Genomic DNA, 25,061 nt, shown 5'->3' with positions numbered 1-25,061 from the left:
GGCGCCTGACATGTCCAAGCGCGATTACTACGACGTTCTCGGCGTTTCGCGGACCGCGACCGACGCGGAGATGAAATCCGCCTTCCGAAAGCTCGCGATGCAGTATCACCCGGACCGAAATCCGGGCGACCACGAGGCCGAGGTCAAGTTCAAGGAAATCAACGAGGCCTATCAGACCCTCTCCGACGCGCAGAAGCGCGCGGCCTACGACCGCTACGGCCACGCGGCCTTCGCCAATGGCGGCGGCCCGGGCGGTCCGGGTTTCGGCGGGGATTTCTCCGACTTCATGTCGGACATCTTCGAAAACTTCTTCGGCGATGCGGGCGGCCGCCCCCGGGGCCGCGCCGCCGGCGGGCGCGAGCGTGGCGCGGACATGCGCTACAACCTCGAGATCACCCTCGACGAGGCCTTCCACGGCAAGACGGCCGAGCTGAAGATTCCCACCTCCATCACCTGCGAGGCCTGCTCGGGGAGCGGCGCGAAACCGGGCTCCAAACCCAAGACCTGTCCCACCTGCGGCGGCATCGGCCGTGTCCGCGCCACGCAGGGCTTCTTCTCCATCGAGCGCACCTGCCCGAACTGCCATGGGCGCGGCGAGGTGATCGACGATCCCTGCGCAGCCTGCGGCGGTGCGGGCCGCGTCACCCGCGAGCGCACGCTCTCGGTCAACATCCCGGCGGGCGTCGAGGACGGCACGCGCATTCGCCTCGCGGGCGAAGGCGAGGCAGGCCTGCGCGGCGGGCCTCCGGGCGATCTCTACATCTTCCTCTCGATCAAGCCCCATCCGTTCTTCCAGCGGGACGGCGCGGATCTGTTCTGCCGGGTGCCGATCTCCATGGTGACCGCGGCGCTGGGCGGTGAGTTCAGCGTCCCGACGCTCGGCGGCACCGAGGCCCTCGTGAAGGTGCCCGACGGCACCCAGACCGGCAAGCAGTTCCGCTTGCGCGGCAAGGGCATGCCGGTCCTGCGCTCCCGGGACGTGGGCGACCTCTACATCCAGGTCGTTGTGGAAACCCCGCAGAAGCTCACCAAGCGCCAGCGCGAGCTTCTTGAGGAGTTCGACAAGGAATGCTCCAAGGAAAATCATCCCGAGAGCTCTGGCTTCTTCTCTCGCTTCCGGGAGTTTCTCGACGGCCTGAGCGGATCGAGCTAGCTTGACGCTCCTTTCCTTTGAGTTCTAAACAACCCGTGTGATCCGCCCGCCCGAGGGGTCTTCCCAGTGCTTCAGTCGTCTCAACGGCCCACGACCCGGAAAATCCCCTTCAGGAAGGATCGCTTTCAGGACGAAGCCAGATTCCTCCGCTCCTGGCTCGAACGCCCGCTGGCCATCGGCGCGGTTACGCCCTCGGGAAAGGTCCTGGCGCGGACCATGGCATCCTATGTCGACCCCCGCATCCCGGGACCCGTCGTCGAGCTGGGTCCCGGCACCGGGCCCGTGACCGATGCCCTGATCCGGCGCGGCGTGGAGCAGGAGCGGCTGATCCTCGTCGAGTTCAATCCGGAATTCTGCCAGCTGCTGAAGCGCCGCTTTCCGAAGGCGACCATCGTCCAGGGCGATGCCTATGACCTCAAGGAAACGCTGTCCGGCGTCCTCAAGGAGCCCGCAGCCGCCACCGTGTCGAGCCTGCCGCTCTTCACCAAGCCCATGGATCAGCGCCTGACCCTGCTCGAGACCGCGCAGGATCTGATGCATCCGAATGCGCCCTTCATCCAGTTCACCTATGCGGTTGTGCCTCCGATCCCGGCGCATTCGCAATCGCATCGGGCCAGAGCCTCCAACCGGATCTGGCGCAACCTGCCCCCGGCCCGCGTCTGGGTCTACAACAAGGTCTCCCATCCATGAGCAACGCAGAGTCTCCTTCAGCGAATCCCGTTTCGAAGGGAGACATGCGCGAGAGACTCATCATCGGCTTGGACGTTCCGGGTGTCGAGGAGGCACGCTCCATCGTGACGCGCATCGGCGATGCGGGCACCTTCTACAAAATTGGCTATCAACTGGCCTATGCCGGTGGCTTCGAGTTCGCCCGCGAGCTGATCGGGCAAGGCAAGAAGATCTTTCTCGACCTCAAGCTGCACGACATCGGCAACACGGTGGAAGAAGGCGTGCGCTCCGTCGCCCGCATGGGCGTCACGTTTCTCACCGTCCACGCCTATCCCCAGACCATGCGCGCCGCCGTTGCCGGCAAGGCCGGATCGGACCTGAGGATCCTCGCCGTAACCGTGCTGACCTCCTACGACGACAACGACCTGATCGAGGCGGGCTATGCCCCCGTGCCTGCGGCCGAGCTCGTCTCCCGCCGCGCAGGACAGGCGCGCGACATCGGCATCGACGGCATCGTCTGCGCGGCCACCGAGGCCCGGCGCGTGCGGGGCATCGTCGGACCCGACCGCTTCATCGTGACCCCCGGCATCCGCCCCGCGGGCTCCGACGCCGGAGACCAGAAACGCGTCGTCACCCCAGGCGACGCCATCCGCAACGGGGCCACTCATCTCGTCGTGGCGCGCCCCATCGTGAAGGCAGCGGATCCGCGCGCCGCGACGCAAGCCATCGTTCGGGAGATGAGCGAGGCTTGACGTTCCGGGCCTCGTGACGTTCGCTGCATCCCATCTCAACAGGAGGTCTTCCATGCCCAAAGGCTATGTCATCGCCCGTGTCACCGTCACGAACCCCGAGGCCTATGCCGAATATGCAAAGGGCGCGACGGAGGCGATCAAGCAATATGGCGGACGGCCGCTGGTGCGCGGCGGCGCCTATGAGGCGCTTGAGGGCGAGGCCCGGGCCCGCAACGTGGTGATCGAGTTCGACTCCGTTGAGCAGGCCCGCACCTACTACTACTCCCCCGAATACCAGGCGGCGAAGGCCAAGCGTGAGGGCGCCTGCGTGGCCGAGTTCGTTCTGGTGGAAGGAGCCTGAGGCCATGCCGAAGGGATACTGGATTGGCCGGGTCGATGTGCAGAACCCGGAGGCTTACAAGAACTACGTGGCGGCCAATGCCGCTGCCTTCTCCAAGTACGGCGCCCGCTTCCTGGTCCGCGGCGGCGGCTTCAGGGTGGCGGAAGGTGGCTCGCGCGACCGCAACGTGGTGATCGAGTTCCCGACCTATCAGGCGGCGCTCGAATGCTGGGACTCGCCCGAATATCAGGCGGCGAAGGCCGAGCGGGACGGCCATGCGGTGGCCGATATCATCATCATCGAGGGTTATGAGGGCCCGCAGCCGGATTAAGCGCGACTGCGCCCTCTTTCCCATCTCTCCCATGTCATGGTCGGGCCCGTCCCGGCCATGACGATCGGACAAGCGCTGCGCCGCAGGCAATCGGGATTACCGGCACGAAGCCGGTGATGACGTGGGGCACAGAGGAAAGGGCGGAGCGGTTCGGCTCGCTGAGGGATACCTGTCCTTCTCAGCCGCTGCCTCAGCCGCTATATCCAGAACTTCGGACAAGCAGGAGACCTCAGCATGAGCGAGATGCGACTCGTCGTAGTGGGCGCCGCCGGGCGCATGGGGCGCATGCTCGTCAGGACCGTAGCCGAGACGGAAGGCTGCCGCCTCGTCGGCGCGATCGAGCGCGAGGGCTCTCACGCGCTTGGGCAGGACGCTGGCATGCTCGCCGGACTTGCCCCCCTCGGCGTGAGCGTGACCGCCGATCCCCTGCCCGTCTTCGCCAAGGCCGATGGCGTGCTCGACTTCACCTCCCCCGCCGCGACGATATCCTTCGCAGATCTGGCCGCCCAGGCCCGCATCGTCCACGTGATCGGCACCACGGGCCTGCAGGACGCGGATTTCACGAAGCTCGAAGCAGCCGCCCGGCATGCGCGCATCGTTCAGTCCGGCAACATGTCGCTCGGCGTGAACCTGCTCGCGGGCCTCGTGCGTAAGGTGGCCGCGACCCTGGGTCAGGATTTCGACATCGAGGTTCTCGAGATGCATCACCGCATGAAGGTGGATGCGCCGTCGGGCACCGCGCTTCTTCTCGGCGAGGCCGCCGCGGAAGGCCGCAAGATTTCACTGAAAGAGCGCTCGGTGCGCAGCCGCGACGGACATACCGGCGCACGCAATCCCGGCGATATCGGCTTTGCGACTTTGCGCGGCGGCTCGGTGGTCGGCGATCATTCGGTGATCTTCGCGGGACAGGGCGAGCGCCTCGAGCTGTCGCACCGCGCCGAGGACCGCAGCATTTTCGCACGCGGTGCTGTGAAAGCCGCGCTCTGGGGCTTCGACAAGAAGCCGGGCTACTACACCATGGCCGACGTGCTCGGCCTGAAAGACCTCTAAGACACCCCTCACAGGACTACGGAGACGCTAAAGAGATGGATCGCCTTCTTGTGCTGGCCCGCCACGGCCAGAGCGAATGGAACCTCAAGAACCTGTTCACCGGCTGGAAGGATCCGGGCCTGACCGATCTCGGTATCGAGGAGGCGCGCAATGCCGGCCGCCGCCTGAAGGCGATGGGCGTGCAGTTCGACGTGGCCTATACGTCCGCCCTGGGCCGCGCGCAGCGCACCTGCAAGCTGATCCTGGAAGAGATCGGCCAGCCGGATCTCAAGACCATTGCGGATCAGGCCCTCAACGAGCGCGATTACGGCGATCTCGCCGGTCTCAACAAGGACGATGCCCGGGCCCGATGGGGTGAGGAGCAGGTTCACGTCTGGCGCCGCTCCTACGACGTGCCTCCGCCCGGCGGCGAGAGCCTGAAGGACACCGTGGCCCGCGTGCTGCCCTACTATATCCGTGAGATCCTGCCCCGTGTGATGCGCGGCGAGCGCGTGCTCGTGGCCGCCCACGGCAACTCGCTCCGCGCCCTCGTGATGGTGCTCGACGGCCTGACGGCCGAGACGATTCCGGGCCTGGAGCTCGCCACCGGCATCCCGCTGGTCTATCACCTCAATGCCGATACGACCGTTGCCAGCAAAGAAGTTCTGGAGGGGTAAGACAGCGCGTTGCGCCTCTCTTGTCATGGTCATCCCCGGATCGGGGCCGGGGATCGGTCCCGGCCACCTCTTTCGGAAGGGCGCCGCGCCCCACCGTCGGGATCACCGGCACGAGGCCGGTGATGACAAGGAAGGACGGGGCGTGCCACGATAGCCCGATGTCCCCTGTCACCCTCAGCCCCGGCCTCGTCTATCACCCGGATTACCTGGACCGTCCGGCTCAGGAAGAATTACTCCGATCCCTGCGCGAGATCACCCGCGCCGCGCCCCTCTTCACGCCGCGGATGCCGCGCACGGGGAAGGCCTTCTCTGTGAGGATGACCAATTGCGGGCGGCTCGGCTGGGTCTCCGATGTGGAGGGCTACCGTTATCAGCCGCTCCATCCCGAGACCGGCCGTCCCTGGCCAGCCATGCCCGACCTGATCCGGCAGGCCTGGGAGAGCTTGAGCCTCTATCCGCATCCGGCCGATGCCTGCCTGATCAATTTCTACGAGCCCACGGCCCGCATGGGACTGCACCAAGACAAGGACGAGGAGGAGTTCGACGCGCCCGTCGTCTCGCTGTCGCTCGGCGACACGGCCCTGTTCCGCTATGGCGGCCTCGACCGCAAGGACCCGACCCGGTCGATCCGCCTCCGATCCGGTGACGCGATCGTGTTCGGCGGCCCGGCCCGACTGATCTATCATGGCATCGACCGGCTGATCCCCGGCAGCTCGGACCTGCTGCCGCAGGGAGGGCGGCTCAATCTCACCTTGCGCAAGGTGGAAAAGCCGCTTTAGCCTCCAAGCGACAAGATCCTCAAGGGGCGCCCATGAAAGCTTTTCACGCTGCTGCATTCGGCCTTATCCTGTCCATCCAGGCGGCTTTCGCCGCGGAGCCCGTTTTCCCGCCTGCATCCCGCATCGGCCTCGTTCCTCCGCCCGAGATGACCCTGTCCAAGCGCTTCAGCGGATTCGAGAACGAGGAGCGCGCGGCCGTGATCACCCTCATGGAAATGCCGGCCGGAGCCTTTGATCAACTCTCCGCCGGGTTTACCAAGGACGTGTTCAAACAGCAGGGCCTCGAACTGGTCACCCGGGAGGACGTGAAGCTGGGATCGAGCCCCGCCATTCTCATCAGCGGCACGATGGTGAAGCCCGTCATGGGGCGCAAATGGCTCCTTCTGCTCAAGGACGAGGCCCTGACCGGCCTCGTCGTGGCGCAGGTGAACGGCGGCAGCGAGGGATACAGCGACGAACAGATCCGGGAGGCCCTGAGGAGCGTCGCCCTGCGCCACGACGTGTCTCTGGAGGAACAGGTGTCCGCCCTCCCCTTCCGGATCGTCGAGAAATCCGGGTTCAGGCCCGTCCGCGTGATCGCCGGGAGTTCCGTCCTGTTCACGGATGGGCCGAAGGACACCATCAAGGCCGTGGAGCAGCCGATGATCATCGTCGGAGCGTCTCTGCAGCCGGTTCCTCCTTCCAGCGAGCAGCGCAAGCAGTTCGCGCAGGCCGCCCTCTACGCAAACCAGGTGCTGAAGAACATTCGGATCGAGCGATCGGATTCCTTCCGCCTCAAAGGCCAGGATTGGCATGAGATCGTGGCGAGAGCGGTCGAGGCGGAATCGGGCCAGCCGATCGTGGTGATGCAGTCGATCCGGTTCGATGGAGACCGCTACGTGCGGATCGTCGGCCTCACCCGCGAGGAGGAGAGAGACCGGAACCTCCCGCGCTTCCGCGCCATCGCGGACGGGATCGAGACAAAGTTCTAAGTCCCCGCCTCAGGAAGGCCGACACCCTGCAACGTCACAGCGACGCGGCTCCCAGCGCCGCCGCGGTCACGTAGATCTCATGCCGCAGGACGAGGGGGATGATTCCCGCGAAGATGTCGCGGATCATGCCTCCGAAGGTCGCCGTGATGGTGCCGAGCGCGATGGCGGACAGGACCGGCACACCAGCCGCGAGAGCCTTCACCGTGCCGTCGATGGCAAAAAGGCAAGCCCCAGGGCGTCCGCCCACAGGAGCACACGGCTTCACCTCCGGCCTTCGAGGGCCGCCATCAAGGCGAAGATGGCGACGCCGATGGCTTCAAGGGGAATGGATTGGGGAAACTCCGCGGCTGGCCCCGATTCGGCTCTACCTTTCCCCCTCCCTGCAAGGAGAGGGAAGAAGGATGGCCCTATTCGGCAACCGCCTCGAAGTTGTCTTAAGAAGCGGAGGAAGGATTGTCGGCGTCTTCCGAGCCGGCACCATTGGCCGGAGCCTTCGGGCCGCCCTTGGCCACGCCGACCAGGGCCGGACGTAGGACGCGGTCACCGATCACATAGCCGGACTGCACGACCTGCACCACGGTACCGCTCGGCACGTCGGGGTTGGGCACCTCGAACATGGCCTGATGCACGTTCGGATCGAACTTCTGGCCGTGCGGGTCGAGCTTCTTCACGCCGTGACGCTCCAGGGTATTGAGCAGGTCGCGCTCGGTAAGGTCGATGCCCTCGATGAACCCCTTGAAGGCTCCCTCGGCGCTCGTCCGCGCCTCATCGGGAATGCTCTCGATGGCGCGGCGCACGTTGTCGGCCACATTCAGCATGTCGCGGGCGAAGTTGGATACCGCGTAGGTGCGGGCGTCCGCCAGCTCACGCTCCGTGCGGCGGCGCAGGTTTTCCATATCCGCCATGAGCCGCAGGAGCTTGTCCTTCAGGTCGGCTTTTTCAGCCTCGAGAACGGCAACCGGGTCGGCTTGAGAGGCCGCGGCGGCCTCGTTCTCGGCGCCGTTGGCGGTCTCGGCCTGAGGATTCATGTTCTGGTTTTCCGTGTCGTTCGGGTTCATGGTCGATCAACTAGCGATAGGAAAAAGGGTCATGGCACATATCAGGTCGAAGCGCTCACAAATCAAGCGCTTCGCCGTTGAAGCGACTCCGCTTCGTTCGTCTTGAACACATCCAGCAGGACGCGGCGTATCGTGGCCTGGCGGCTCGCATGGGTCACTTTCGTGCCTGTGAGGTCCGTCACGTAGAACACGTCGACCGCCTTCTCGCCGAAGGTCACGATATGGGCGGAGGCAATATTGAGATTGAGCTTTCCCAAGGCCGTGGTGAGATCGTAGAGCAGGCCCGGCCGGTCGAGGCCCGAGACCTCGATGACGGTCTGGCGGCTCGAAAGCGAATTGTCGATCGTGACCTCCGGGGGCACATGGAATGCCTTCGACGGCTTAGAGGGTCGCTTGCTCGCCACGAGGTCCGCTATCTTCACCTCGCCTTTCAGCGCGCGCTCGATAGCCTTGGCGACCCGCCCCGCACGGCGCAGTTCGTCCTCGTCCCGGTCGAAAGCTCGCGACAATACGATCGTGTCGAGCGCCATGCCGTCGGTCGTCGTGAAGATCTGCGCATCGACGATATTGCCTCCCCCCGCAGCGCAGGCGCCGGTGACAATGGCGAGCAGGCGCGGATGATCGGGTGAGAGGATGGTGAGTTCCGTGACGCCGCGGAAATGATCCGTCTCGTAGGACGTTGCGACCGTGCGTCCAGCCTTTTCCGCATCCCGCACGAATTGCGCCTGCTTCACGCGCCGCTCATCGTCCGTCTTGAGCCAATAGGCCGGCGCGTGGCGCGCCGCATAGGCCTCGAACTCCTCGAAGGACCAATCGGGAAGCGCGTTGCGTAATTGTTCCTGCGCAAGGCGGATGCGATCGGAGCGGGCCACGTCCGCAGCGCCGCCGCCGAGCAACACCTCTGTTTCATAATAGAGCGTGCGCAGCAGCTGACCCTTCCAGCCCGTCCAGGTGCCGGGGCCCACGGCCTTGATGTCGGCGATGGTGAGCACGAGCAGGAGCTTCAGGCGCTCCATCGTCTGCACGGCATCGGCGAAGCTCTTGATGGTGGCGGGATCCGACAGGTCACGGCTCTGCGCCGTGTTCGACATGAGCAGATGGTGCTCGATCAGCCACGCCACCGTATTCGTCTCGGCTTCGCTCAATCCGAAACGCGGGCCGAGCTTTCGCGCGATCACTGCACCTTCCATCGAGTGATCCCGCGGGCGTCCCTTGGCGATGTCGTGCAGGAACACCGCGACGTAGAGCGCGCGGCGGTTCTGGATCGTGCCGAAGATCTGATTGGCGAGCGGATGCTCGTTACCGAGCTGCCCCGCCTCTATCTCCGTCAGCACGCCGATGGAGCGGATGAGATGCTCGTCGACCGTGTAGTGATGGTACATGTTGAACTGCATCATCGCGACGATGCGCCCGAAGTCGGGCACGAAGCGGCCGAGCACACCCGCTTCGTTCATGCGCCGCAGAACCACTTCCGGCGCATTCCTGGACGTGATGATGTCGAGGAAGAGCTTGTTCGCCTCCGGGTCCCGGCGCAGGTTCTGTCCAATCAGCTTGAGGGAGCGTGTCGCCAGCCGCGTCGCATCGGGGTGGATCGCGAGGTTGTGCTTGTCCGCGAGCCAGAACAGGCGGATGAGATTGACGGGATCGCGCTCGAATACGTCGTCGCTGCTCACGTTGATGCGGTTGTTGTCAATAATGAAGTCGTTGCCCGCGAGCTTGCCGCCGCGGCGGCGGCGAAAGCGCCCGAACACGCGATCGAGCATGGGCCGCTTCTTCGTCTGGCGCGCTTCGAGCTCCGCGCAGACAATGGCGGTCAGATCGCCCACGTCCTTGGCAACGAGAAAGTAGGCCTTCATGAAGCGCTCGACCGCGGATAACCCGCCGCGAGGCGCGAAGCCGATGCGCTCGGCGATCATGCGCTGCAGGTCGAAGGTGAGGCGCTCTTCCGCGCGGCCCGTCGCGAAGTGCATGTGGCAACGCACGCGCCACAGGAATTCCTCGCAGCGCTGGAAGAGCTTAAACTCCTCCGGCGTGAAGAGGCCCGCCTTCACGAGATCTCTCGGCCTCTTCACCTGATAGACGTATTTGCCGATCCAGAACAGCGTGTTGAGATCGCGTAGGCCGCCCTTGCCGTCCTTGACGTTGGGCTCGACGAGATAGCGCGACGCGCCGGCCTTCGCGACGCGCGCGTCGCGTTCTTTCAGCTTCGCGTCGACGAACTCCGCAGCGGAGGCTGCGACAATCTCCTTGTCGATGCGCTGCACGAGGTCGTCGAAAAGGGCTCGATCCCCGAAAAGGAACCGGGCCTCCAGGAGCGAGGTGCGGATCGTCATGTCCGCACCCGCCTCGCGCATGCAATCCTCCACCGAGCGGGTGGCATGCCCGACCTTCAGCTTGAGATCCCACAGCACATAGAGCATCGCCTCGACGACGCTCTCGCTCCAGGCCGTCTGCTTGTAGGGAAGAAGGAACAGCAGATCGACGTCCGAGCCGGGAGCCAGGGTGCCCCGGCCGTAGCCGCCGGTCGCCACCACGGCGATGCGCTCGCCTGACGATGGATTTCCCGCCGGGTAGACATGGCACACCACGGCCTCGTGCACGAGGCGGACGAGGCTATCCATGTGCGCCGAGAGATATTTGGCGCAGACGAGGCCGTCCTTGGTGTCCAGAAGCTGCTGCTCCGCCTTGGCGCGGCCTTCCTCCAGGTAGAGCTTGAGTTCGGGCACGAGCTTGGCCCGCAGCTCCCCGGCATCGTGGATCGGCTGATCACCGAGAGACTTCAGGATAGCGTCTGGATTCTGGAGCCGCATGGAACAACCGCGATCGGAAACTGCTTCTCGCTTATCACTCCCTGCGCCTGCACCCAAGAGCAGGCTCGACTAATCCGCTTAAACGGATAGAGTGTTCTATATATGAAATTAAGTTTGACATACGAAACGCACCGTCCCATAAAAAGAACACGCGCCGATTTGAGCAAGCAGCTTGCGGGCGCGAAACAAGTGCAGCTAAAGCGTCGGGCGCTCCAGGGCCTTAAGCCCAAGCTCCCATGCGCGCATCATGGGACTTTTGAAAATGAGCCTGACCCGCCGTCTTCTCCTCGCCGCCTCCCTTGCAACCGGCCTGACCTCCTTCGCCACCGGCGCTCTTGCGCAACCGAAGGAGATCAAGATCGACTTCGCCACCTACAACCCGGTGAGCCTCGTCCTAAAGGACAAGGGCTTCCTGGAGAAGGAGCTGGAGAAGGACGGCGTCGGCGTCCGCTGGGTGCAGTCGCTCGGCTCCAACAAGGCGCTGGAGTTCCTCAATGCCGGATCGATCGATTTCGGCTCCACCGCCGGCGCCGCGGCCCTGATCGCGAAGATCAACGGCAACCCGATCAAGTCGATCTACGTCTATTCCCGTCCCGAATGGACCGCCCTCGTCACCCGCAAGGACACGAGCATCACCAAGGTTGAGGACCTCAAGGGCAAGCGCGTCGCCGTCACCCGCGGCACCGACCCGCACATCTTCCTCGTGCGCGCCCTTCAGGAGGCCAAGCTTACCGAGAAGGACGTGAAGCTCGTCCTGCTCCAGCACCCGGACGGCCGCACCGCTCTCGAGCGCGGCGATGTGGATGCCTGGGCTGGCCTCGATCCGTTGATGGCCGCCGCAGAGGTGGAGAGCGGCGCCCGGCTCTTCTATCGCAACGCGGCCGCCAACACCTGGGGCGTGCTGAACGTGTCCGAGAGCTTCGCCACGGACAATCCGGCTCTCGTGGGTCGGGTGCTGAAGGCCTATGAGCAGGCCCGCCAATACGCCCTCGCCAACCCGGAGGAGCTGAAGAAGATCCTCGCGACCTACACCAAACTGCCGGACACGGTGATCGAGCGTCAGCTGGAGCGCACCGAACTCACCCATTCGGCCATCGGCCAGCCACAGGCCGACACGATCATCGCGGCGGGCCTCGCCCTGCAGCAGGCTGGCGTCGTTCCCGCCGATGCGGATGTGAAAGCCGCCGTCGATGCCCTCATCGACCGCCGCTTCGCCACGGCCACCCGCTAATGACGGCATCACGGGAGAGCGCCGTGTCAGGCGAGATCGCAACTTCCGCCTGGTCCTCCCAACAGGAAGCCGCCGCTCTCGCGGCTCCTTCCCCTGCCGAGAAGCGTCGCGCCTTCGACTGGCGCATGCTTCTCGGCCTTTTGCTTCCCGTTGCGGTGGCGCTCCTCTGGGAGGCCGCCGTGCGTTTCGGCCTCGCCCAGGGGCGCCTTGTTCCGCCACCGAGCCGCATCGCCGCGACGCTCTGGGCCCTCGCCGAGACGGGCGAATTATGGACCCATGTCTGGGCCACGCTCTGGCGCATCGCCGCCGGCTTCGCTCTGGGCGCCGTGGCCGGCATCGTCTTCGGCGCGCTCTCCGGCGCCAGCGGCACGGTTCGCCGCGTGCTCGATCCCACGCTGCAGGCCCTGCGCGCCATCCCATCCATCGCCTGGGTGCCGCTGTTCATCCTGTGGCTCGGCATCTTCGAAGCCTCGAAGGTGGCGCTGATCGCCGTCGGCGTGTTCTTTCCGGTCTATCTCGGCATTGCGGGCGCGATCCTGTCCGTCGACCGCAAGCTCGTGGAAGTCGGTCACGTGTTCCGCCTCTCGCGCGTCAAGCTCGCAAAACGCATTTTGCTGCCGGCCGTTCTGCCCGAAGCGGTAATTGCGCTGCGCTCCGGTCTCGGCCTCGGCTTCATGTTCGTGGTCGCAGCCGAGTTCATGGGCGCCTCGGAAGGGCTCGGCTATCTGCTTGTTGACGGGCAGCAGATGGGCAAACCCGATCAGATCCTCGCCGCCATCATCGCCTTCGCGCTTCTGGGCAAGATCGCCGACAGCCTGCTCGTTCTTCTCACCAAGCCGCTCGTGCGCTGGCAAGATACGGTGCGGGAGAGACTGTAATGTTGCAACTCGAACACCTTTCCAAAACCTACGCCGACGGCACGCGTGCGCTGTCCGACATCAATCTCTCCGTTCGCGAAGGCGAGATCGTTTCTCTCATCGGCGGCTCGGGCTGCGGCAAGACCACGCTCCTACGCCTCATCGCCGGCCTAGACCGGGCGAGTGGGGGCGCCATCCGCCTCGATGGCGAAGCGCTCTCGGGCCCGCATCCATCTGTCGGCATCGTGTTCCAGGAGCCGCGCCTCCTGCCATGGCTCACGGTTTCCGAGAACATTGCCTTCGGGCTGGATCACCTCAGTGCGACCGAGCGCAAATCCCGCGTGAGGCATGCACTTGAGAAGATCGGGCTGTCCGAACATGCCGAACGCTGGCCGCGCGATCTCTCCGGCGGCCAGCAACAGCGTGTCGCCATTGCCCGCGCCTTCGTGACCAACCCGAAGGTGCTGCTTCTCGACGAGCCCTTCTCGGCTCTCGACGCGTTCACCCGCGCGAGCCTGCACGAGCATCTGCTGGGCTTGTGGGAAGAGACGCGCCCAACCGTCGTTCTCGTCACACACGACGTGCAGGAAGCGGTGACGCTCGCTGATCGCGCCATCGTCATGCAGCCGAAGCCGGGCCGAATCTTCGATGAACTGCCGCTCACCCTCGCCCGCCCGCGCGACAAGACGGGCTTGGCCTTCGAAAGCTCCGTGCGCCGTGTCTTGACGGCGCTCGATCATTCCCTCAACACCTCTCGACAGCAGCCGCAACGCGAGCGCGACCGCCAGGCCGCCGCTTTGTGGTGGTAACCAAGGACCGGCACCATGGACTCGACCGAACTGCGCGCCCTTCAGGCGCCACTGAAGGATCAATACCGCAGCAACCCCGAAGCCGCCGTCATCACGCTCAAAGCGCAAGGAACGCTCGATGACCAGCACATCGCCTGCAAGGTCGAGACCGGCCGGGCGCTGGCGGTGGCGGGCCTTCACCCGGCCACCGGCGGTTCAGGCGCGGAGCTGTGCTCCGGCGACATGCTCCTCGAGGCGCTCGTCGCCTGCGCGGGCGTGACCCTGAAGGCGGTCGCAACCGCGCTCGAAATCGATCTTCGTCATGGCTCCGTGAAGGCGGAAGGCGATCTCGATTTCCGTGGCACGCTCGGCGTCGACAAAACTGCGCCGGTCGGCTTCAAGAACATCCGCCTTTCCTTCGAGGTAGATACCGACGCGCCGCAGGAGAAGATCGATCAGCTGCTCAAGCTGACGGAGCGCTACTGCGTGGTGTTCCAGACCCTCAACCACAAGCCCGATCTGAGCGCGACGCTGACGCGCAAATAGAGTTGGAGCGCTGCGCTCTTCCCCATCGGGATCACCGGCACGAGACCGGTGATGACAATATCTGACTGGTTTTCCCGCTCACCCAGTCGGCCCCCAACCCTTCCGCATGGGGTGAGAAGAAGGGCAGTCGATCGATGTCCTCAGTAGCTCGCCATCAGAGTGCGCGGCGCGGTGCTGATGACGGCGGCCGTGCCGCCCCGCACCTCCTGAACGGTCAGGGCGCGGTCGTTGGTGCCGTTGGGATTGAGGCGGAACACACCGTCGGCCCCGTCGAAGCCCGCCCCATTCGTGAGCACACTGTCATTATAGGCCTGAGGCCCCTGCATGCGGGCGAGAGCCGCCGCCAGGGTCACCGCATCGTAGGACAGGGTGGCAAGGCGCACCGGCTCGTTGCCGAAGCGTGCCCGGTACCGCGCGGCGAAATCCGTGAAGCCGCGCTTGTCCGGCGCCGCGAACCAGCCGCCCTGGAGACCTGGCAGGGCGAACACGCGCGCCTCGTCCCACAGACCGGTGCCGAGCGGCTTCACCTGCTGCGCATTGAAGCGAACCGCCCGCAGCGCCTGAGCGACCGCAGGCAATCCGTCGCCATTGTCGGGAATGAACAGCGCATCGGCCTGCGGCGACGGACCGCCGACGATGGCGCCCAGGCGCGACACGGCGCCGTAGGGCTGTCCGGCCGGATAGCGCTCGACGGCGACGATGCGGATGCGGTTCTCGGCAGCCGCCTCCCGCATCTGCGCCTCGGCCACGTGGCCATAGGTCGTATCGGGAATCAGGGCCGCAAGGGAGCGGCGGTTCTGCGAGGCGGCATAGGCAACGATGCGGTCGACCTCAGCCTGGACCATGAAGCTCAGGAGATAGACGCCCTGCGTGGCGGCCGCCCTGTCGGAGGAGAAGCCGATGAGAGGCTTGCCAGCCTCCCGCGCCACCTGCCCCGCCGCCTGGACGGAGCCGGCGAAAAGCGGGCCGAGGATGAGTTGGGCTCCTTCCGCAAGGGCCTTGTGGGCAGCCTCCCGCGCGCCTTCCGGCGTGCCGCGATCGTCCTTCACGAGAACGCTGAGATCCGCGCCCGGAAACTCGCCGACCGCCAGTTCGGCGGCGTTGCGCATGCTCTGCGCCACCGCGGCTCCCTGCGAGGAGCCGGACAGCGGCAGGATCAGCGCGACCTTCACAGGGCCGCTGCCGATGACGGTGTCTCTCACCGGAGAGTGGGGTCCCCCGGCGGCGTAATCCTGCACCGGAGCAACGAAAGCGCCCTCCGGAGAATATTCAGCGTGGGAGACTGGCTGATGGGAAGCGGCTTTCGGAACGGGCCGGCTCGGCTTCTGCGCCCGGCGAGGAGATCCCATGCATCCAGAAAGCGCCAGCGCGCCCATCATCAGCACAGTCAGGGCCGCCCCGGCGGCGAGCCCCCTCTCCCTATCCTTGAAAGACGACGCCATCTCCCCCTCCTGGAAACAGCCTTATTGGATCTAGAATCGATCCTGGGCCCAAAAGGTAAACATTGTTTCTCTCGCCGTTCCTTCGGGGAAACGAGGCTGCTTCCGTCCGACGGGGCGTTCGTGCGAAAGTGAAAGGTGATGACACAGAGAATCGACAACCGGACTAGACGGCGCGAGCCCGGCGAGCGGACCGCTACCTTCACCGCCTTCGGCCTTGCCGCCGAGGCCAGTCCCCTGAGCCCCGGCCTCTATGTGGTCGCGACCCCCATCGGCAACCTGCAGGACGTGTCCTTCCGCGCCCTGAACGTGCTGGCATCGGCGGATGCGATCCTCGCCGAAGACACGCGGGTGACGAAGACTTTGCTCGCCCATTACGGCATCACCACGCCGCTGGTAGCCTATCACGAGCATTCCAACGATGCGGTGCGCGAGCGCATGGTTCACCGCATCCGCGAGGGGCAGTCCCTGGCGCTCGTGTCGGATGCGGGTACGCCGCTCGTCTCCGATCCCGGTTACAAGCTCGTCCAGGCCGCCATCGAAGAGGGATTGCCGGTCACGCCCATTCCCGGCCCCTCGGCCGTTCTTACCGCCCTCGTGGCTTCGGGCCTGCCGACGGACCGCTTCTTCTTCGAGGGCTTCCTGCCGCCCAAGAGCACGGCGCGGCGCGCGCGGCTCGCCGAGCTTGCCGCGATCCCCGGCACCTTGATGCTCTTCGAGGGTCCGCACCGCCTGCCCGACATGCTGGCGGACGCCGCGGCGGTTCTCGGCGAGCGCCAGGCCGTGGTGGCGCGCGAGCTCACCAAGATGTTCGAAACGATCCGGCGCGGCACATTGCCGGAACTCGCGGCACAATTCGCGGAGGAAGGCCCGCCGAAGGGCGAGATCGTGGTGCTGATCGGCGAAGCCACGAAGCAAATGCACGCGGAAAAAGCCGACGCGGCGCTCGACGGCAAGCTCGAATCCGCGCTCAGGAACCATTCCATCAAGGATGCCGCGGCGCTCGTCGCTGCGGAGCTCGGCCTGCCCAAGCGCGAGGTCTATGCCCGTGCCCTCGAACTCGCGAAAAGGAACGTATGAGGACGGCGCTCGAGAGACGCCGGGCGACCTTCCTGCGCGGCCACTATGCCGAGTGGATCGCGCTGCTCCTCCTGCTGTCCAAGGGCTATCGCCCGCTCGCGCGCCGCTATGCGGCGGCCGGCGGCGAGATCGATCTCATCGTGACGCGCGGCGACACCATCGTCTTCGTCGAGGTGAAGGCGCGGGGATCGATGGAGGATGCACTTTCCGCCATTACCGCCACCAAGCGCCGGCGCTTCTCCCGCGCCGCGCGCGCATGGCTCTCGCGCCACCCTCGCGCGCAGGGGAGGACGTGGCGCGCGGACGCCGTCTTCATCGCACCGCGACGTCTTCCGCGGCACGTCATGTCGGCGTTCGAGCTGGAGGTGTTTTAATGCAGATCTTCCGTCGTCATGCTCAGGCCTGTCCCGGGTAGCCACGCCTTGAACCGCAGAGGACGTGGGTGGCCGCACCACGGGCGGCCATGACGAATTGGCACGTTCGCTAAAGCCTTTTTCGGTGAGACGGGATCCGTCCCACCGCCCGAAAAACGCGGCACATCAAGGAAGAGAGACGATTCCACGCCAGCGGCAACAGCTCTAAGCCGCCAGCTTCCGCGGATCGCGCACCGCGTCGCGGATCATGCGCGCCATTTCCTGCACGATGTGGTTGCCGCCACCTTTCGGCAGGTAGAGGTTGACCATGAAGGGCGGAAGCAGCGGCAGGCCCGTTTCCGGCCCCAGCACTTCCAGGTTCGCCGGCACGGTGGAGGCCATCCAGGCCATCACGGCGGTGTCGGCGGCGACGGTCGCCACCTGAGCCGGCGTGTTGGTGGAATCGAACACCGAGCGCCACTCGATCCCCGCCTTCTGCAGGGCTTCGCGCACCGGCGTGCGGAATGCACAATCGGAACAGCCGATGGAAACGGGCAGCGGCCGTTTCCAGGCCGCCTCCCCGCCTCGTGCCCCAACCCAGACGAGACGGTCCATCACGAGGTTTTCGCCATCTGCGTCGCAGGCGAGTTCGGTCGCCATAACGACGTCGACCTTCCCGGCCGCGAGCCTCCCCCGCAGTTCGGCGCTCGAACCGCTCTGAAGCGTGATCTGAACGCGCGGGTAGTTTCGTGCGAAATCCTTCAGAAAGGTGGGCAGATAGGTGGTGATGATGTCGCTCGGAATGCCGAGGCGGATCTCGCCCTCGAACTCGGGGGTTGTCATCTCGGTCCAGATCTCGTCGTTCATGGCCAGCAGACGCTTGGCGCGCCCGAAAAGCCGTTCGCCCGCCCTCGTCAGGGTCATGCCCCGCCGGTCGCGGGTGATCAGCTCCTCGCCCAAGGTTTCCTCGAGCCGCTTGATCTGCTGGCTCACCGCCGCCTGGGTGAGGTTGAGAACGGCGGAGGCCGCCGTCATGCCGCCGGTATCCACCACGGCGACAAAGGCTCTGAGAAGACTGACGTCGAGATTGTGAGGCACGAGCTGATCCATAAACAATCGTTATTTTTGATATAATGAACATTCGTTTCCATTATGCAAGGGGCGACCTCATACTCTTCTCATCAACTCAAGGAGAGCGCCATGTCGGACTTCTCAAACACCTGCACGGAATCTTATGAAACCTCGGCGGCCCGTGCATCCGGCCTCAGAAGCTTCTTTTCGGCCGTCATGCGCGAAATCCGGATCCGGCGCGCCCTACGGGAAGTGAGCGCCCTGGACGACGCGATTCTCCAGGACATCGGCCTCGGCCCGAGCCACAGCGGCATCGAGAGCGCAATCCGCAACGGACGCGATTGCTAATGGAAGGTACGGATAAGCATTCCCCGCTGCCTGCTCGCGGATCGTCTAAGGCGCAAACACTGTCACGGCAGATGGTCTGATGGAAAAATGCGCGGGCGTCTGGGTCACGATCTCGCCATCCGCATTGACGGGTCTCGGCTTTCTCGTGCGGATATCGAATTCCTTGGCCCGGATCGCCCGCACCTCGCTCCAGGCCCCATGTTCGCCATAACGGAAGGAGCGCGCCATGAAGGCAAGCTTCCAGGCGCGCTCAAATTCGAGGCTGTAGAGATCGAGATGCTGATCGTCGATGGCCGCATCCTTCTCCACCGCGTTGCCGCCACCGTAGAAGCGTCCGTTTCCGACCGCGATCTGCAGCGTTCGCACCCGCGCGGACTCGGTTTCGCTCGTGATCGTCGCGCGGAAGGGCTTGGCCTGCGCCAGAACCTTCATGGCCACGAGCGCATAACCGAGTCGCCCGAAGCGGCGCTTGATGTCCCGGGTCAGCTTCTGCGCCAGTTCCGCAGAGAGCCCGAGACTCGCCACGTTGAAGAAGGGCTGGCCGTTCACCAGTCCGAGATCAATCCTGCGGGTGTGGCCGTCGGCGATGACCTGGGCCGCGCCATCGAGATCGAAGGGTATGCCCAGCGTCCGCGCCAGATCGTTCGCCGTGCCGAAGGGCAGAATTCCGAGCGGCAGACCGGCCTCAATGACGCCGAGAGCGGCGGCGTTCAAGGTCCCGTCACCCCCGCCCACGACGGCGCAATCGACCCCGTCCCGATGTTTCACGATCAGAGGCGACAGGTCCTCCCGCCGGCCGCATTCCACATGGATGGGCTCAATCCCATGCGTTTCGAGCGCTTCTATGGCTGCTTGCGCCTGGGCTTCGCCGCTGCGGCTCTTGGCGTTGACGATGAGGAGGGCGCGGCGTGACATGACCAATCAGATGTGGAAGCTTGAGCTTGTCCGCAAGGGTCCCGAAGAGACTTCAAGCGGAGCCATTCGATAACACTCCCCCGGCTTTTTCGTTCACTCGAACCCGCGCAAGAGTTGCGTTCCTCGTCAAACAGTCCAATAAACCCGCTTCCCCAGGAAGGCTTGCCCAAGGAGGCTTGACCCATGACCCTCACCGTTGCGATCCAGATGGATCACATCAACAGCATCAAGATCGCGGGCGATACCGGCTTTGCGCTGCTGCTCGAAGCCCAACGGCGAGGCCACCAGATCCTCCACTACACCCCGGACCGCCTGTCCCTGCATGGCGGCAAGGTGGTCGCCCTCGTCGAGCCCATCGCGGTGCGGGACGAGGAGGGCAACCACTTCACGGCGGGCGCGCAGGAGCGGGTCGATCTCTCGAACGTCGACGCGGTGCTCATGCGCCAGGATCCGCCCTTCGATCTCGCCTATATCACCGCCACGCATTTCCTGGAGCGCATCCATCCGAAGACGCTGGTGGTGAACGATCCCACACACGTGCGCAACGCGCCCGAAAAGATCTTTGTCACGCAGTTCCCGCATCTCATGCCGCCGACGCTGATCTCCCGCGACAAGGTCGAAATCGAGGAGTTCCGCCGCGAGCATGGCGACGTGGTGATGAAGCCTCTCTACGGCCATGGCGGCGCCAGCGTGTTCAAGGTCGCCCGCGAGGATCCGAATTTTGGCTCGCTCTACGATCTTTTCTCCAACCTGTTCCGCGAGCCGTGGGTGATCCAACGCTTCCTGCCCAAGATCACGGAAGGCGACAAGCGCATCATCCTCGTCGACGGCGAGGCGGCGGGCGCGGTCAATCGCGTTCCGGCCGCCAACGACATCCGTTCCAACATGGTGCGTGGAGGTGCCGCGAACCCCACCGATCTCACGCCGCGCGAGCGCGAGATCTGCGAGACCATCGGCCCCGATCTCAAGCGCATGGGCCTCATCCTCGTCGGCATCGACGTCATCGACGGCAATCTCACCGAGATCAACGTCACCGCTCCGACCGGCATCCGCGCCATCAAACGTCTGGGCGGGCCGGATCTCGCGGTGAGCGTCTGGGACGCGATCGAGAGCAAGGTGAAGCGGGTTTGACAACCGATCCCTGACAATCAGGGTGAAGCGCAGCTTCCCTCAGGGGACCGAAGCCCTGTTCGCCGTTCCAAAACTTTGTCAGGGGATCAGTCCCGGCCATCCCCACGAGAAAGGGACGGCGCTCGTCGGATCACCGGCACAGGGCCGGTGACGACGTTCGGCCGGGCGCTCAGGCCGCCAGTTCCGCGATCACTGCGTTGAGCACCGGAAAGCCCTTCTCGGTCACCGCAAGGCGTGAACCGTCGACGCGGATCAGGCCTTCCCCTTCGAGAATGCGCAAGCCCCGCGCATTGAGCGGCTTTCCCGTAAAAGCCTCGTAGCGGCGCGCATCGATGCCCTCCTTCAGGCGAAGCCCCATGAGAAGGAACTCGTCACCCTCCGCCTCGGATGTCAGCACTTCCTCCTCCATGACGCCATGGCCCTCGCGCTCGACATGCTCGAGCCACGTTTCCGGATGCTTCTCGGTAGAGGTCGCAAGCCGCGCATTGCCGGTGACGAGACGTCCATGCGCGCCGGGTCCGATACCCGCATATTCTCCGTAGCGCCAGTAGAGCAGATTGTGCCGTGATTCCGCTCCGGGCTTGGCATGGTTCGAGATTTCGTAGGCTGGAAGCCCGTGTTTCTCGCAAGTTTCCTGGGTGATGTCGTAGAGCGCGCGACCCGTCTCTTCGTCCGGCACCGTGATCTTGCCGGCATCGTAAAGCCGCTGGAACCAGGTGCCCGGCTCGATCGTGAGCTGGTAAAGCGAGAGGTGTTCCACCGCATAGCCGATGGCCTGCTCGAGCTCGGCCGCCCAGGCTTCGGGCGTGTGCCCTGGGCGCGCATAGATCAAATCGAAGGAGTAGCGCTCGAAAATGGCGGCCGCGATCTTCACGGCGGCCAGGGCTTCTTCGACGGAATGCATTCTCCCCAGGCGCCGCAGGTCCGGATCATTGAGCGCCTGCACACCCAGCGACACGCGGTTGATGCCGGCGCTCCGATAGCCGCGGAACCGCTCCGCCTCCACGCTGGTGGGGTTGGCTTCCAGCGTCACCTCGGCGCCAGGGTCGATTGACCACGCGCCGCCGATGGCGTCGAGGATCGCCTCGACCGTCTGCGGCTTCATGAGCGAGGGCGTACCGCCGCCGAAGAAGATGCTGGTGACATGGCGCCCGGGAATGCGCGCCGCCGTATGGGCGATCTCGCGCCTGAAGGCCGCCAGGAACCGCTCCTGATCCACCGGCTGGTGACGGACGTGGCTGTTGAAGTCGCAATAGGGGCATTTGGAGGCGCAAAAGGGCCAGTGCACGTAAACGCCAAAGCCCACGTCGCGCGTCGGATGATCGATCATGAGGCGTATATGGCAGTTCTCGACCTGAAGGTCACGGGTGGCGTTGTCGCGTTCTCCCACTCCCGCAAAAGAAAGGGGGCACTGCGGCGTGAACTTTTCTGAACCTCTTGCCGAAGAGGTTGTTCATCCCTCATGAGGCCTTCGCTCTAGCCTCTCCGGAGGCCGGGCCTTAAGATCGGCACGAGTTGAGTTCAAAGGACCCATCATGCGGCATTGGCGCGGCCCATTCGACCGGCAGGGCTATCACCACGGCAATCTGAAGGAGGCGCTGATCGATGCGGCGCAGCGCTTCATCGCCGAGCGTGGCCTTGGCGGGTTCACCCTGGCGGATGCCGCCAAGCTCGTGGGTGTCACGCCCGCCGCCCTCTACCGTCACTTCCGAGGCCGTGAGGCCCTTGTGGCGGAGGTGGCCTTCCGGGGCTTCGACGAACTCGCCAAGCGGCTGGGCAAAGCCCTCCAAAGCGAAGGCACAGCCCTCGAGCGCTTCACCCGCATGGGCGAGGCCTATCTCGCCTTCGCGGAGCAGGAGCCGGGCTTCTACACCGCCATGTTCTCCGCCAAGCCGATGGAGAGCGAAGGCTGCGGCCTCTGGGCCAAGGGAGCTGCGGACAAGGGGCCGGAAGGTGCTCGGCCGGCAGGCAATGCCTTCGATTATCTGGTTCAGGCCCTGTCGAAGACCTTCCCGGAGGGCTTCCAGGGAGTCGACACCCGCTTCATTGCCATTGAGGTCTGGGCCCTCTCCCACGGGATTGCGACCCTGGACGCCGCAGGGCAACTGCCCAAGGGCCCGGGTCTGCCGGACAAGTACGAGCTGTTGCGCGCCGGCGTTCTCGCCCTCGTCCACGGCGCCCTCAAGGGCAAGCCGGACGCGACGGCTCGCTGATACTCTTCAGCCCAGCCCCAGCCAACTTTCAGAAAATCGAACTTCCCTCCCTTGAAAGCGCCAAAATCCATCCGCATGTTAATGTTGTTAGCATTAACATAGGACGACCCACCGATGTCTGACTCTGCTTCAACCGCCTGGAATCAGGGGCCTCATGCGGGTCCTTGGAATGCCGGCGCTCACCGTCGCTGCGGACGCTCCCCCCGACGCGGTCTGGAGATCGTCGCAATCATCCTGGGCTTCATCTTTGCCTGGCCGCTCGCGCTGGCCTACCTGGTGTGGAAAATGTGTGGATATCCCAAATACGACGAGGCGAAAGCCTTCTTCCGCGACACCGTCGGCCGAGCCGCCGAGGACATGTTCGGCTCGCGCCGCTCCACCGGCGGCTTCGCCTATGCGAGCTCGGGCAATGCGGCCTTCGACGATTATCGCCGCAGCGAATTGGAGCGTCTCGAGGAAGAGCGCCGCAAGCTCGACGAGGAGGCCCGTGCCTTCCGCGACTTCGTGGAGGAGCTGAAGCGCGCCAAGGACCGCGAGGAGTTCGACGCCTTCATGGCCAAGCGTCGCGGCAACGGCCCCACGAACGTTTAACATTCAATACAAATGAAGCGCCCTCCGGGGCGCTTCTTAGCTTTGAGATCAGAATTGCTTCGCGTGGAGATAGAAGCGGAGCCCGTGCAGATGCCGGCCCCAATGGGTCTGATAGCCGAAACGAAAATGCCAAATGGCATCGTCCGCCCCAAGATTCTGCCACCGCCATAGGATCTCTTTGAGGTCGAGTGCGATGTCACTGATATCGTCGATGGCATCGCCAACCAAGGCTTCTTCGTTCGGCACTTCCAAGGGATCGGCGGTCGCGTAAAGGCCTAGGTCAGGGAATATTCGCCCGACGTGTTGGCGAATGAGCCGGTAATCGTCCCGTGGCGGCTCAGCTTCAGCATCTGAAGGCCTCCCTGAAGGCGTGTCGTGATAGACTGCGGCAAGGGCATCAAGGGCTCGGGCGAGTGCTTCATCGCTGATAGACTCGCCCCGGTCGAGCAAGCTCAAGAAGCCCCTTACCGCATCTATCATAGGCGTATTCAAGCAGACGCTTTCTTCAAGCACCCCGCCGCGAGCTTCAGGAAAGCGCGCGCCCGGTGGGAGAGGCCTTCCGGCTCCGGCTTCGACCAGTCGATGCCGTGCTTTTCTTCCGACGACAGCTCGCCGAAGGTCTCGACGAAGCCGTCCGGCTGGAACATGGGATCGTAGCCGAAGCCCCTGTCGCCCCGCGGCGGCCAAACGACCTCGCCGAACACCCGCCCCTCGAAGAGTTCCTCATGGCCGTCGGGCCAGGCGATGACGAGGGCGGAGACGAAATGCGCGCGCCTGTCCGTGGCCTCACGCTTCTCCAGCTCGCGATGGACGCGCTCCATGGCCGCGCGGAAATCCCTGTTCGGACCCGCCCAATCCGCCGTGAACAGACCCGGCGCACCATCGAGCGCATGGACGCACAGCCCGGAATCGTCGGAGAACGCAGGCAGGCCGGTCGCCTTGGCGGCGGCGTGGGCCTTGATAGCGGCGTTCTCGGCGAACATGTGCCCCGTCTCGTCGGGAACCGGCAGACCGAGTTCGCCCGCGGATACGGCCTCGATCCCGAAGGGGGTCAAAAGCTCCTGCATCTCGCGCAGCTTGCCCGCGTTGTGGGTGGCGATGACGACCTTGCCTGTGAGAGGACGATGCCGCATCAGGCCACCGCCTTCTTCTGAAGCTCGACGAGCTGGGCCACACCTTCCTTGGCAAGGCGCAGGAGGCTCAGGAACTCGTCCTCCGAGAAGGGCTTGCCCTCCGCCGTGCCCTGCACCTCGACGATGCCGCCCGAACCCGTGATGACGAAATTCGCATCCGTCTCGGCGGCGGAATCCTCGGCATAATCGAGATCGAGCACCGGCTGTCCCTGGTAGATCCCGCAGGAAATGGCGGCCACCGGCTCGCGCAGCGGGTTGATGGAGATGATCGAGCGGTTCTGCATCCAGGCGAAGCACTCGTGCAAGGCCACCCAGGCGCCGGTGATGGAGGCGGTGCGGGTGCCGCCGTCGGCCTGGATCACGTCGCAATCGAGCACGATCTGACGCTCGCCGATGGCGGGCAGGTTCACCACCGCGCGGAGCGAGCGGCCGATGAGGCGCTGGATTTCCTGTGTGCGGCCGGACGGCTTGCCGGAATTGACTTCGCGCCTGGTGCGCTCGTGCGTGGCGCGGGGCAGCATGGAATATTCCGCCGTCACCCAGCCCCTGCCGGTGCCGCGCAGCCAAGGCGGCCCCTTTTCCTCGAGCGAGGCGGTGCAGAGCACCTTGGTATTGCCGAAGGAGACGAGGCAGGAGCCCTCCGCATAGCGCGCGACGCCGCGCTCCAGGGTGATGGGACGCAGTTCGTCGGGGGCGCGGTTCGAGGGACGCATGATCGTGATCTCCTGAGGCTTGTCTGGATGCCTGTTTGAGGCCAGAGCGCGCTTTAGGCAAGCTCGAGCCTTGCCGAAAGCCTCTTTCGTCCGCACATAATGCG

29 protein-coding genes are annotated in these 25,061 nt (G+C 64.9%); 19 read left to right on the top strand and 10 right to left on the bottom strand.

Annotation, left to right across the window (positions count from 1 at the left end; all coding sequences use genetic code 11):
- Positions 1-10 precede the first annotated feature (10 nt).
- The 9 genes from dnaJ (at position 11) to GR328_RS08645 (ending at position 6,680) form a co-directional block, all read left to right on the top strand.
- Complete coding sequence (dnaJ, locus tag GR328_RS08685) at positions 11-1,153, top strand: molecular chaperone DnaJ (protein ID WP_160884135.1); 1,143 nt, start codon at positions 11-13, stop codon at positions 1,151-1,153.
- 66 nt (positions 1,154-1,219) lie between these two features.
- The gene (locus GR328_RS08680; protein WP_160884134.1) at positions 1,220-1,843 is read left to right on the top strand and encodes a phospholipid methyltransferase; all 624 of its coding nucleotides are present in this window, start codon (positions 1,220-1,222) and stop codon (positions 1,841-1,843) included.
- Between the two features lie 44 nt (positions 1,844-1,887).
- The gene (pyrF, locus tag GR328_RS08675; protein WP_246215768.1) at positions 1,888-2,574 is read left to right on the top strand and encodes an orotidine-5'-phosphate decarboxylase; all 687 of its coding nucleotides are present in this window, start codon (positions 1,888-1,890) and stop codon (positions 2,572-2,574) included.
- A 52-nt stretch (positions 2,575-2,626) separates the two neighbouring features.
- Entirely contained in the window at positions 2,627-2,914 is a 288-nt protein-coding gene (locus GR328_RS08670) for a DUF1330 domain-containing protein (protein WP_160884132.1), read from the top strand.
- Between the two features lie 4 nt (positions 2,915-2,918).
- Complete coding sequence (locus GR328_RS08665; protein WP_160884131.1) at positions 2,919-3,224, top strand: DUF1330 domain-containing protein; 306 nt, start codon at positions 2,919-2,921, stop codon at positions 3,222-3,224.
- Between the two features lie 243 nt (positions 3,225-3,467).
- Positions 3,468-4,274 carry a 4-hydroxy-tetrahydrodipicolinate reductase gene (gene dapB / locus GR328_RS08660; protein ID WP_160884390.1) on the top strand — a complete coding sequence of 269 codons (807 nt, stop codon included), beginning with the start codon at positions 3,468-3,470 and terminating at the stop codon, positions 4,272-4,274.
- 35 nt (positions 4,275-4,309) lie between these two features.
- Positions 4,310-4,930 carry a 2,3-bisphosphoglycerate-dependent phosphoglycerate mutase gene (locus tag GR328_RS08655; protein WP_160884130.1) on the top strand — a complete coding sequence of 207 codons (621 nt, stop codon included), beginning with the start codon at positions 4,310-4,312 and terminating at the stop codon, positions 4,928-4,930.
- Between the two features lie 158 nt (positions 4,931-5,088).
- Positions 5,089-5,709, top strand: a complete 621-nt coding sequence (locus tag GR328_RS08650) for an alpha-ketoglutarate-dependent dioxygenase AlkB family protein (RefSeq protein WP_160884129.1) — start codon at positions 5,089-5,091, stop codon at positions 5,707-5,709.
- A gap of 32 nt (positions 5,710-5,741) precedes the next feature.
- Positions 5,742-6,680: a hypothetical protein gene (locus GR328_RS08645; protein ID WP_160884128.1), complete on the top strand. Its 939-nt coding sequence runs from the start codon at positions 5,742-5,744 to the stop codon at positions 6,678-6,680.
- A gap of 34 nt (positions 6,681-6,714) precedes the next feature.
- Here the strand turns inward: GR328_RS08645 and GR328_RS27235 are convergent, their stop codons facing one another.
- The 3 genes from GR328_RS27235 to GR328_RS08630 form a co-directional block, all read right to left on the bottom strand.
- A complete protein-coding gene (locus GR328_RS27235; RefSeq protein ID WP_205789849.1) occupies positions 6,715-6,927 on the bottom strand; it encodes a TRIC cation channel family protein in 213 nt (70 codons plus the stop codon).
- Positions 6,928-7,114: 187 nt separating this feature from the next.
- The gene (gene grpE / locus GR328_RS08635) at positions 7,115-7,738 is read right to left on the bottom strand and encodes a nucleotide exchange factor GrpE (RefSeq protein ID WP_160884127.1); all 624 of its coding nucleotides are present in this window, start codon (positions 7,736-7,738) and stop codon (positions 7,115-7,117) included.
- A gap of 62 nt (positions 7,739-7,800) precedes the next feature.
- The gene (locus GR328_RS08630; RefSeq protein WP_160884126.1) at positions 7,801-10,548 is read right to left on the bottom strand and encodes a [protein-PII] uridylyltransferase; all 2,748 of its coding nucleotides are present in this window, start codon (positions 10,546-10,548) and stop codon (positions 7,801-7,803) included.
- A 262-nt stretch (positions 10,549-10,810) separates the two neighbouring features.
- Between GR328_RS08630 and GR328_RS08625 the strand changes: the two genes are divergently transcribed.
- The 4 genes from GR328_RS08625 (at position 10,811) to GR328_RS08610 (ending at position 13,970) form a co-directional block, all read left to right on the top strand.
- The gene (locus tag GR328_RS08625) at positions 10,811-11,779 is read left to right on the top strand and encodes an aliphatic sulfonate ABC transporter substrate-binding protein (RefSeq protein ID WP_160884389.1); all 969 of its coding nucleotides are present in this window, start codon (positions 10,811-10,813) and stop codon (positions 11,777-11,779) included.
- A 125-nt stretch (positions 11,780-11,904) separates the two neighbouring features.
- Positions 11,905-12,657 (top strand): ABC transporter permease, encoded by a 753-nt coding sequence (locus GR328_RS08620; protein ID WP_246215778.1) that lies wholly within the window; start codon positions 11,905-11,907, stop codon positions 12,655-12,657.
- Positions 12,657-13,445: an ABC transporter ATP-binding protein gene (locus tag GR328_RS08615; RefSeq protein WP_160884124.1), complete on the top strand. Its 789-nt coding sequence runs from the start codon at positions 12,657-12,659 to the stop codon at positions 13,443-13,445. Before GR328_RS08620 ends, GR328_RS08615 begins: the two co-directional genes overlap by 1 nt.
- 15 nt (positions 13,446-13,460) lie before the next feature.
- Positions 13,461-13,970, top strand: coding sequence for an OsmC family protein (locus GR328_RS08610; protein ID WP_160884123.1), 510 nt, complete (start codon positions 13,461-13,463; stop codon positions 13,968-13,970).
- Between the two features lie 140 nt (positions 13,971-14,110).
- Here the strand turns inward: GR328_RS08610 and GR328_RS08605 are convergent, their stop codons facing one another.
- Positions 14,111-15,412 carry a penicillin-binding protein activator gene (locus GR328_RS08605; RefSeq protein ID WP_160884122.1) on the bottom strand — a complete coding sequence of 434 codons (1,302 nt, stop codon included), beginning with the start codon at positions 15,410-15,412 and terminating at the stop codon, positions 14,111-14,113.
- A 138-nt stretch (positions 15,413-15,550) separates the two neighbouring features.
- On the opposite strand from GR328_RS08605, the gene rsmI reads away from it, so the two are divergent.
- On the top strand, positions 15,551-16,489 hold the full coding sequence (rsmI, locus tag GR328_RS08600) for a 16S rRNA (cytidine(1402)-2'-O)-methyltransferase (protein WP_160884121.1): 939 nt from the start codon (positions 15,551-15,553) through the stop codon (positions 16,487-16,489).
- On the top strand, positions 16,486-16,863 hold the full coding sequence (locus GR328_RS08595; RefSeq protein WP_160884120.1) for a YraN family protein: 378 nt from the start codon (positions 16,486-16,488) through the stop codon (positions 16,861-16,863). The genes rsmI and GR328_RS08595 overlap by 4 nt, the downstream gene beginning before the upstream one ends.
- A 204-nt stretch (positions 16,864-17,067) precedes the next feature.
- Here the strand turns inward: GR328_RS08595 and GR328_RS08590 are convergent, their stop codons facing one another.
- Positions 17,068-17,940: a LysR family transcriptional regulator gene (locus tag GR328_RS08590; protein ID WP_343039329.1), complete on the bottom strand. Its 873-nt coding sequence runs from the start codon at positions 17,938-17,940 to the stop codon at positions 17,068-17,070.
- A gap of 102 nt (positions 17,941-18,042) precedes the next feature.
- On the opposite strand from GR328_RS08590, the gene GR328_RS08585 reads away from it, so the two are divergent.
- Positions 18,043-18,261, top strand: a complete 219-nt coding sequence (locus GR328_RS08585; RefSeq protein ID WP_160884118.1) for a YjiS-like domain-containing protein — start codon at positions 18,043-18,045, stop codon at positions 18,259-18,261.
- Between the two features lie 45 nt (positions 18,262-18,306).
- Here the strand turns inward: GR328_RS08585 and GR328_RS08580 are convergent, their stop codons facing one another.
- Complete coding sequence (locus GR328_RS08580; RefSeq protein ID WP_160884117.1) at positions 18,307-19,176, bottom strand: lipid kinase; 870 nt, start codon at positions 19,174-19,176, stop codon at positions 18,307-18,309.
- 183 nt (positions 19,177-19,359) lie between these two features.
- Here GR328_RS08580 and gshB point away from each other — a divergent pair, with 183 nt between their 5' ends.
- A complete protein-coding gene (gene gshB / locus GR328_RS08575) occupies positions 19,360-20,307 on the top strand; it encodes a glutathione synthase (protein WP_160884116.1) in 948 nt (315 codons plus the stop codon).
- 169 nt (positions 20,308-20,476) lie between these two features.
- On the opposite strand, the gene hemW is transcribed toward gshB, so the two are convergent.
- Entirely contained in the window at positions 20,477-21,637 is a 1,161-nt protein-coding gene (gene hemW / locus GR328_RS08570) for a radical SAM family heme chaperone HemW (RefSeq protein WP_160884388.1), read from the bottom strand.
- A 205-nt stretch (positions 21,638-21,842) separates the two neighbouring features.
- Here hemW and GR328_RS08565 point away from each other — a divergent pair, with 205 nt between their 5' ends.
- Both GR328_RS08565 and GR328_RS08560 read left to right on the top strand, forming a co-directional pair.
- Positions 21,843-22,520 (top strand): TetR/AcrR family transcriptional regulator, encoded by a 678-nt coding sequence (locus tag GR328_RS08565; RefSeq protein ID WP_160884115.1) that lies wholly within the window; start codon positions 21,843-21,845, stop codon positions 22,518-22,520.
- A 114-nt stretch (positions 22,521-22,634) separates the two neighbouring features.
- Positions 22,635-23,111: a DUF2852 domain-containing protein gene (locus GR328_RS08560; RefSeq protein ID WP_160884114.1), complete on the top strand. Its 477-nt coding sequence runs from the start codon at positions 22,635-22,637 to the stop codon at positions 23,109-23,111.
- Positions 23,112-23,159: 48 nt separating this feature from the next.
- On the opposite strand, the gene GR328_RS08555 is transcribed toward GR328_RS08560, so the two are convergent.
- From GR328_RS08555 to rph, 3 genes are read right to left on the bottom strand one after another with little or no spacing between them, the layout of a single operon-like run.
- Positions 23,160-23,567: a DUF5063 domain-containing protein gene (locus tag GR328_RS08555; protein ID WP_160884113.1), complete on the bottom strand. Its 408-nt coding sequence runs from the start codon at positions 23,565-23,567 to the stop codon at positions 23,160-23,162.
- Positions 23,568-23,599: 32 nt separating this feature from the next.
- Positions 23,600-24,247, bottom strand: a complete 648-nt coding sequence (gene rdgB / locus GR328_RS08550; protein ID WP_205789877.1) for an RdgB/HAM1 family non-canonical purine NTP pyrophosphatase — start codon at positions 24,245-24,247, stop codon at positions 23,600-23,602.
- Positions 24,244-24,957 (bottom strand): ribonuclease PH, encoded by a 714-nt coding sequence (gene rph / locus GR328_RS08545; RefSeq protein WP_160884111.1) that lies wholly within the window; start codon positions 24,955-24,957, stop codon positions 24,244-24,246. The genes rdgB and rph overlap by 4 nt, the downstream gene beginning before the upstream one ends.
- Positions 24,958-25,061 lie beyond the last annotated feature (104 nt).

This window comes from Microvirga makkahensis, from assembly GCF_009830105.1.
In the GTDB taxonomy this organism is placed as follows: Bacteria; Pseudomonadota; Alphaproteobacteria; order Rhizobiales; family Beijerinckiaceae; genus Microvirga; species Microvirga makkahensis.
This window is presented reverse-complemented; position numbering and strand designations above follow the sequence as displayed.

What these genes read in the sequence shown, in the direction of transcription:
- rph (WP_160884111.1), bottom strand. Translation starts at nt 24,957, where the DNA reads ATGCGTCCCTCGAACCGCGCCCCCGACGAACTGCGTCCCATCACCCTG.
- GR328_RS08650 (WP_160884129.1), top strand. Translation starts at nt 5,089, where the DNA reads ATGTCCCCTGTCACCCTCAGCCCCGGCCTCGTCTATCACCCGGATTAC.
- GR328_RS08610 (WP_160884123.1), top strand. Translation starts at nt 13,461, where the DNA reads ATGGACTCGACCGAACTGCGCGCCCTTCAGGCGCCACTGAAGGATCAA.
- dapB (WP_160884390.1), top strand. Translation starts at nt 3,468, where the DNA reads ATGCGACTCGTCGTAGTGGGCGCCGCCGGGCGCATGGGGCGCATGCTC.
- GR328_RS08565 (WP_160884115.1), top strand. Translation starts at nt 21,843, where the DNA reads ATGCGGCATTGGCGCGGCCCATTCGACCGGCAGGGCTATCACCACGGC.
- GR328_RS08595 (WP_160884120.1), top strand. Translation starts at nt 16,486, where the DNA reads ATGAGGACGGCGCTCGAGAGACGCCGGGCGACCTTCCTGCGCGGCCAC.
- hemW (WP_160884388.1), bottom strand. Translation starts at nt 21,637, where the DNA reads ATGATCGATCATCCGACGCGCGACGTGGGCTTTGGCGTTTACGTGCAC.
- GR328_RS08620 (WP_246215778.1), top strand. Translation starts at nt 11,905, where the DNA reads ATGCTTCTCGGCCTTTTGCTTCCCGTTGCGGTGGCGCTCCTCTGGGAG.
- GR328_RS08655 (WP_160884130.1), top strand. Translation starts at nt 4,310, where the DNA reads ATGGATCGCCTTCTTGTGCTGGCCCGCCACGGCCAGAGCGAATGGAAC.
- GR328_RS08670 (WP_160884132.1), top strand. Translation starts at nt 2,627, where the DNA reads ATGCCCAAAGGCTATGTCATCGCCCGTGTCACCGTCACGAACCCCGAG.
- dnaJ (WP_160884135.1), top strand. Translation starts at nt 11, where the DNA reads ATGTCCAAGCGCGATTACTACGACGTTCTCGGCGTTTCGCGGACCGCG.
- rsmI (WP_160884121.1), top strand. Translation starts at nt 15,551, where the DNA reads ATGACACAGAGAATCGACAACCGGACTAGACGGCGCGAGCCCGGCGAG.
- pyrF (WP_246215768.1), top strand. Translation starts at nt 1,888, where the DNA reads ATGCGCGAGAGACTCATCATCGGCTTGGACGTTCCGGGTGTCGAGGAG.
- GR328_RS08585 (WP_160884118.1), top strand. Translation starts at nt 18,043, where the DNA reads ATGTCGGACTTCTCAAACACCTGCACGGAATCTTATGAAACCTCGGCG.
- GR328_RS08605 (WP_160884122.1), bottom strand. Translation starts at nt 15,412, where the DNA reads ATGGCGTCGTCTTTCAAGGATAGGGAGAGGGGGCTCGCCGCCGGGGCG.
- GR328_RS08580 (WP_160884117.1), bottom strand. Translation starts at nt 19,176, where the DNA reads ATGTCACGCCGCGCCCTCCTCATCGTCAACGCCAAGAGCCGCAGCGGC.
- GR328_RS08615 (WP_160884124.1), top strand. Translation starts at nt 12,657, where the DNA reads ATGTTGCAACTCGAACACCTTTCCAAAACCTACGCCGACGGCACGCGT.
- grpE (WP_160884127.1), bottom strand. Translation starts at nt 7,738, where the DNA reads ATGAACCCGAACGACACGGAAAACCAGAACATGAATCCTCAGGCCGAG.
- GR328_RS08625 (WP_160884389.1), top strand. Translation starts at nt 10,811, where the DNA reads ATGAGCCTGACCCGCCGTCTTCTCCTCGCCGCCTCCCTTGCAACCGGC.
- GR328_RS08645 (WP_160884128.1), top strand. Translation starts at nt 5,742, where the DNA reads ATGAAAGCTTTTCACGCTGCTGCATTCGGCCTTATCCTGTCCATCCAG.
- GR328_RS08665 (WP_160884131.1), top strand. Translation starts at nt 2,919, where the DNA reads ATGCCGAAGGGATACTGGATTGGCCGGGTCGATGTGCAGAACCCGGAG.
- gshB (WP_160884116.1), top strand. Translation starts at nt 19,360, where the DNA reads ATGACCCTCACCGTTGCGATCCAGATGGATCACATCAACAGCATCAAG.
- GR328_RS08630 (WP_160884126.1), bottom strand. Translation starts at nt 10,548, where the DNA reads ATGCGGCTCCAGAATCCAGACGCTATCCTGAAGTCTCTCGGTGATCAG.
- GR328_RS08560 (WP_160884114.1), top strand. Translation starts at nt 22,635, where the DNA reads ATGTCTGACTCTGCTTCAACCGCCTGGAATCAGGGGCCTCATGCGGGT.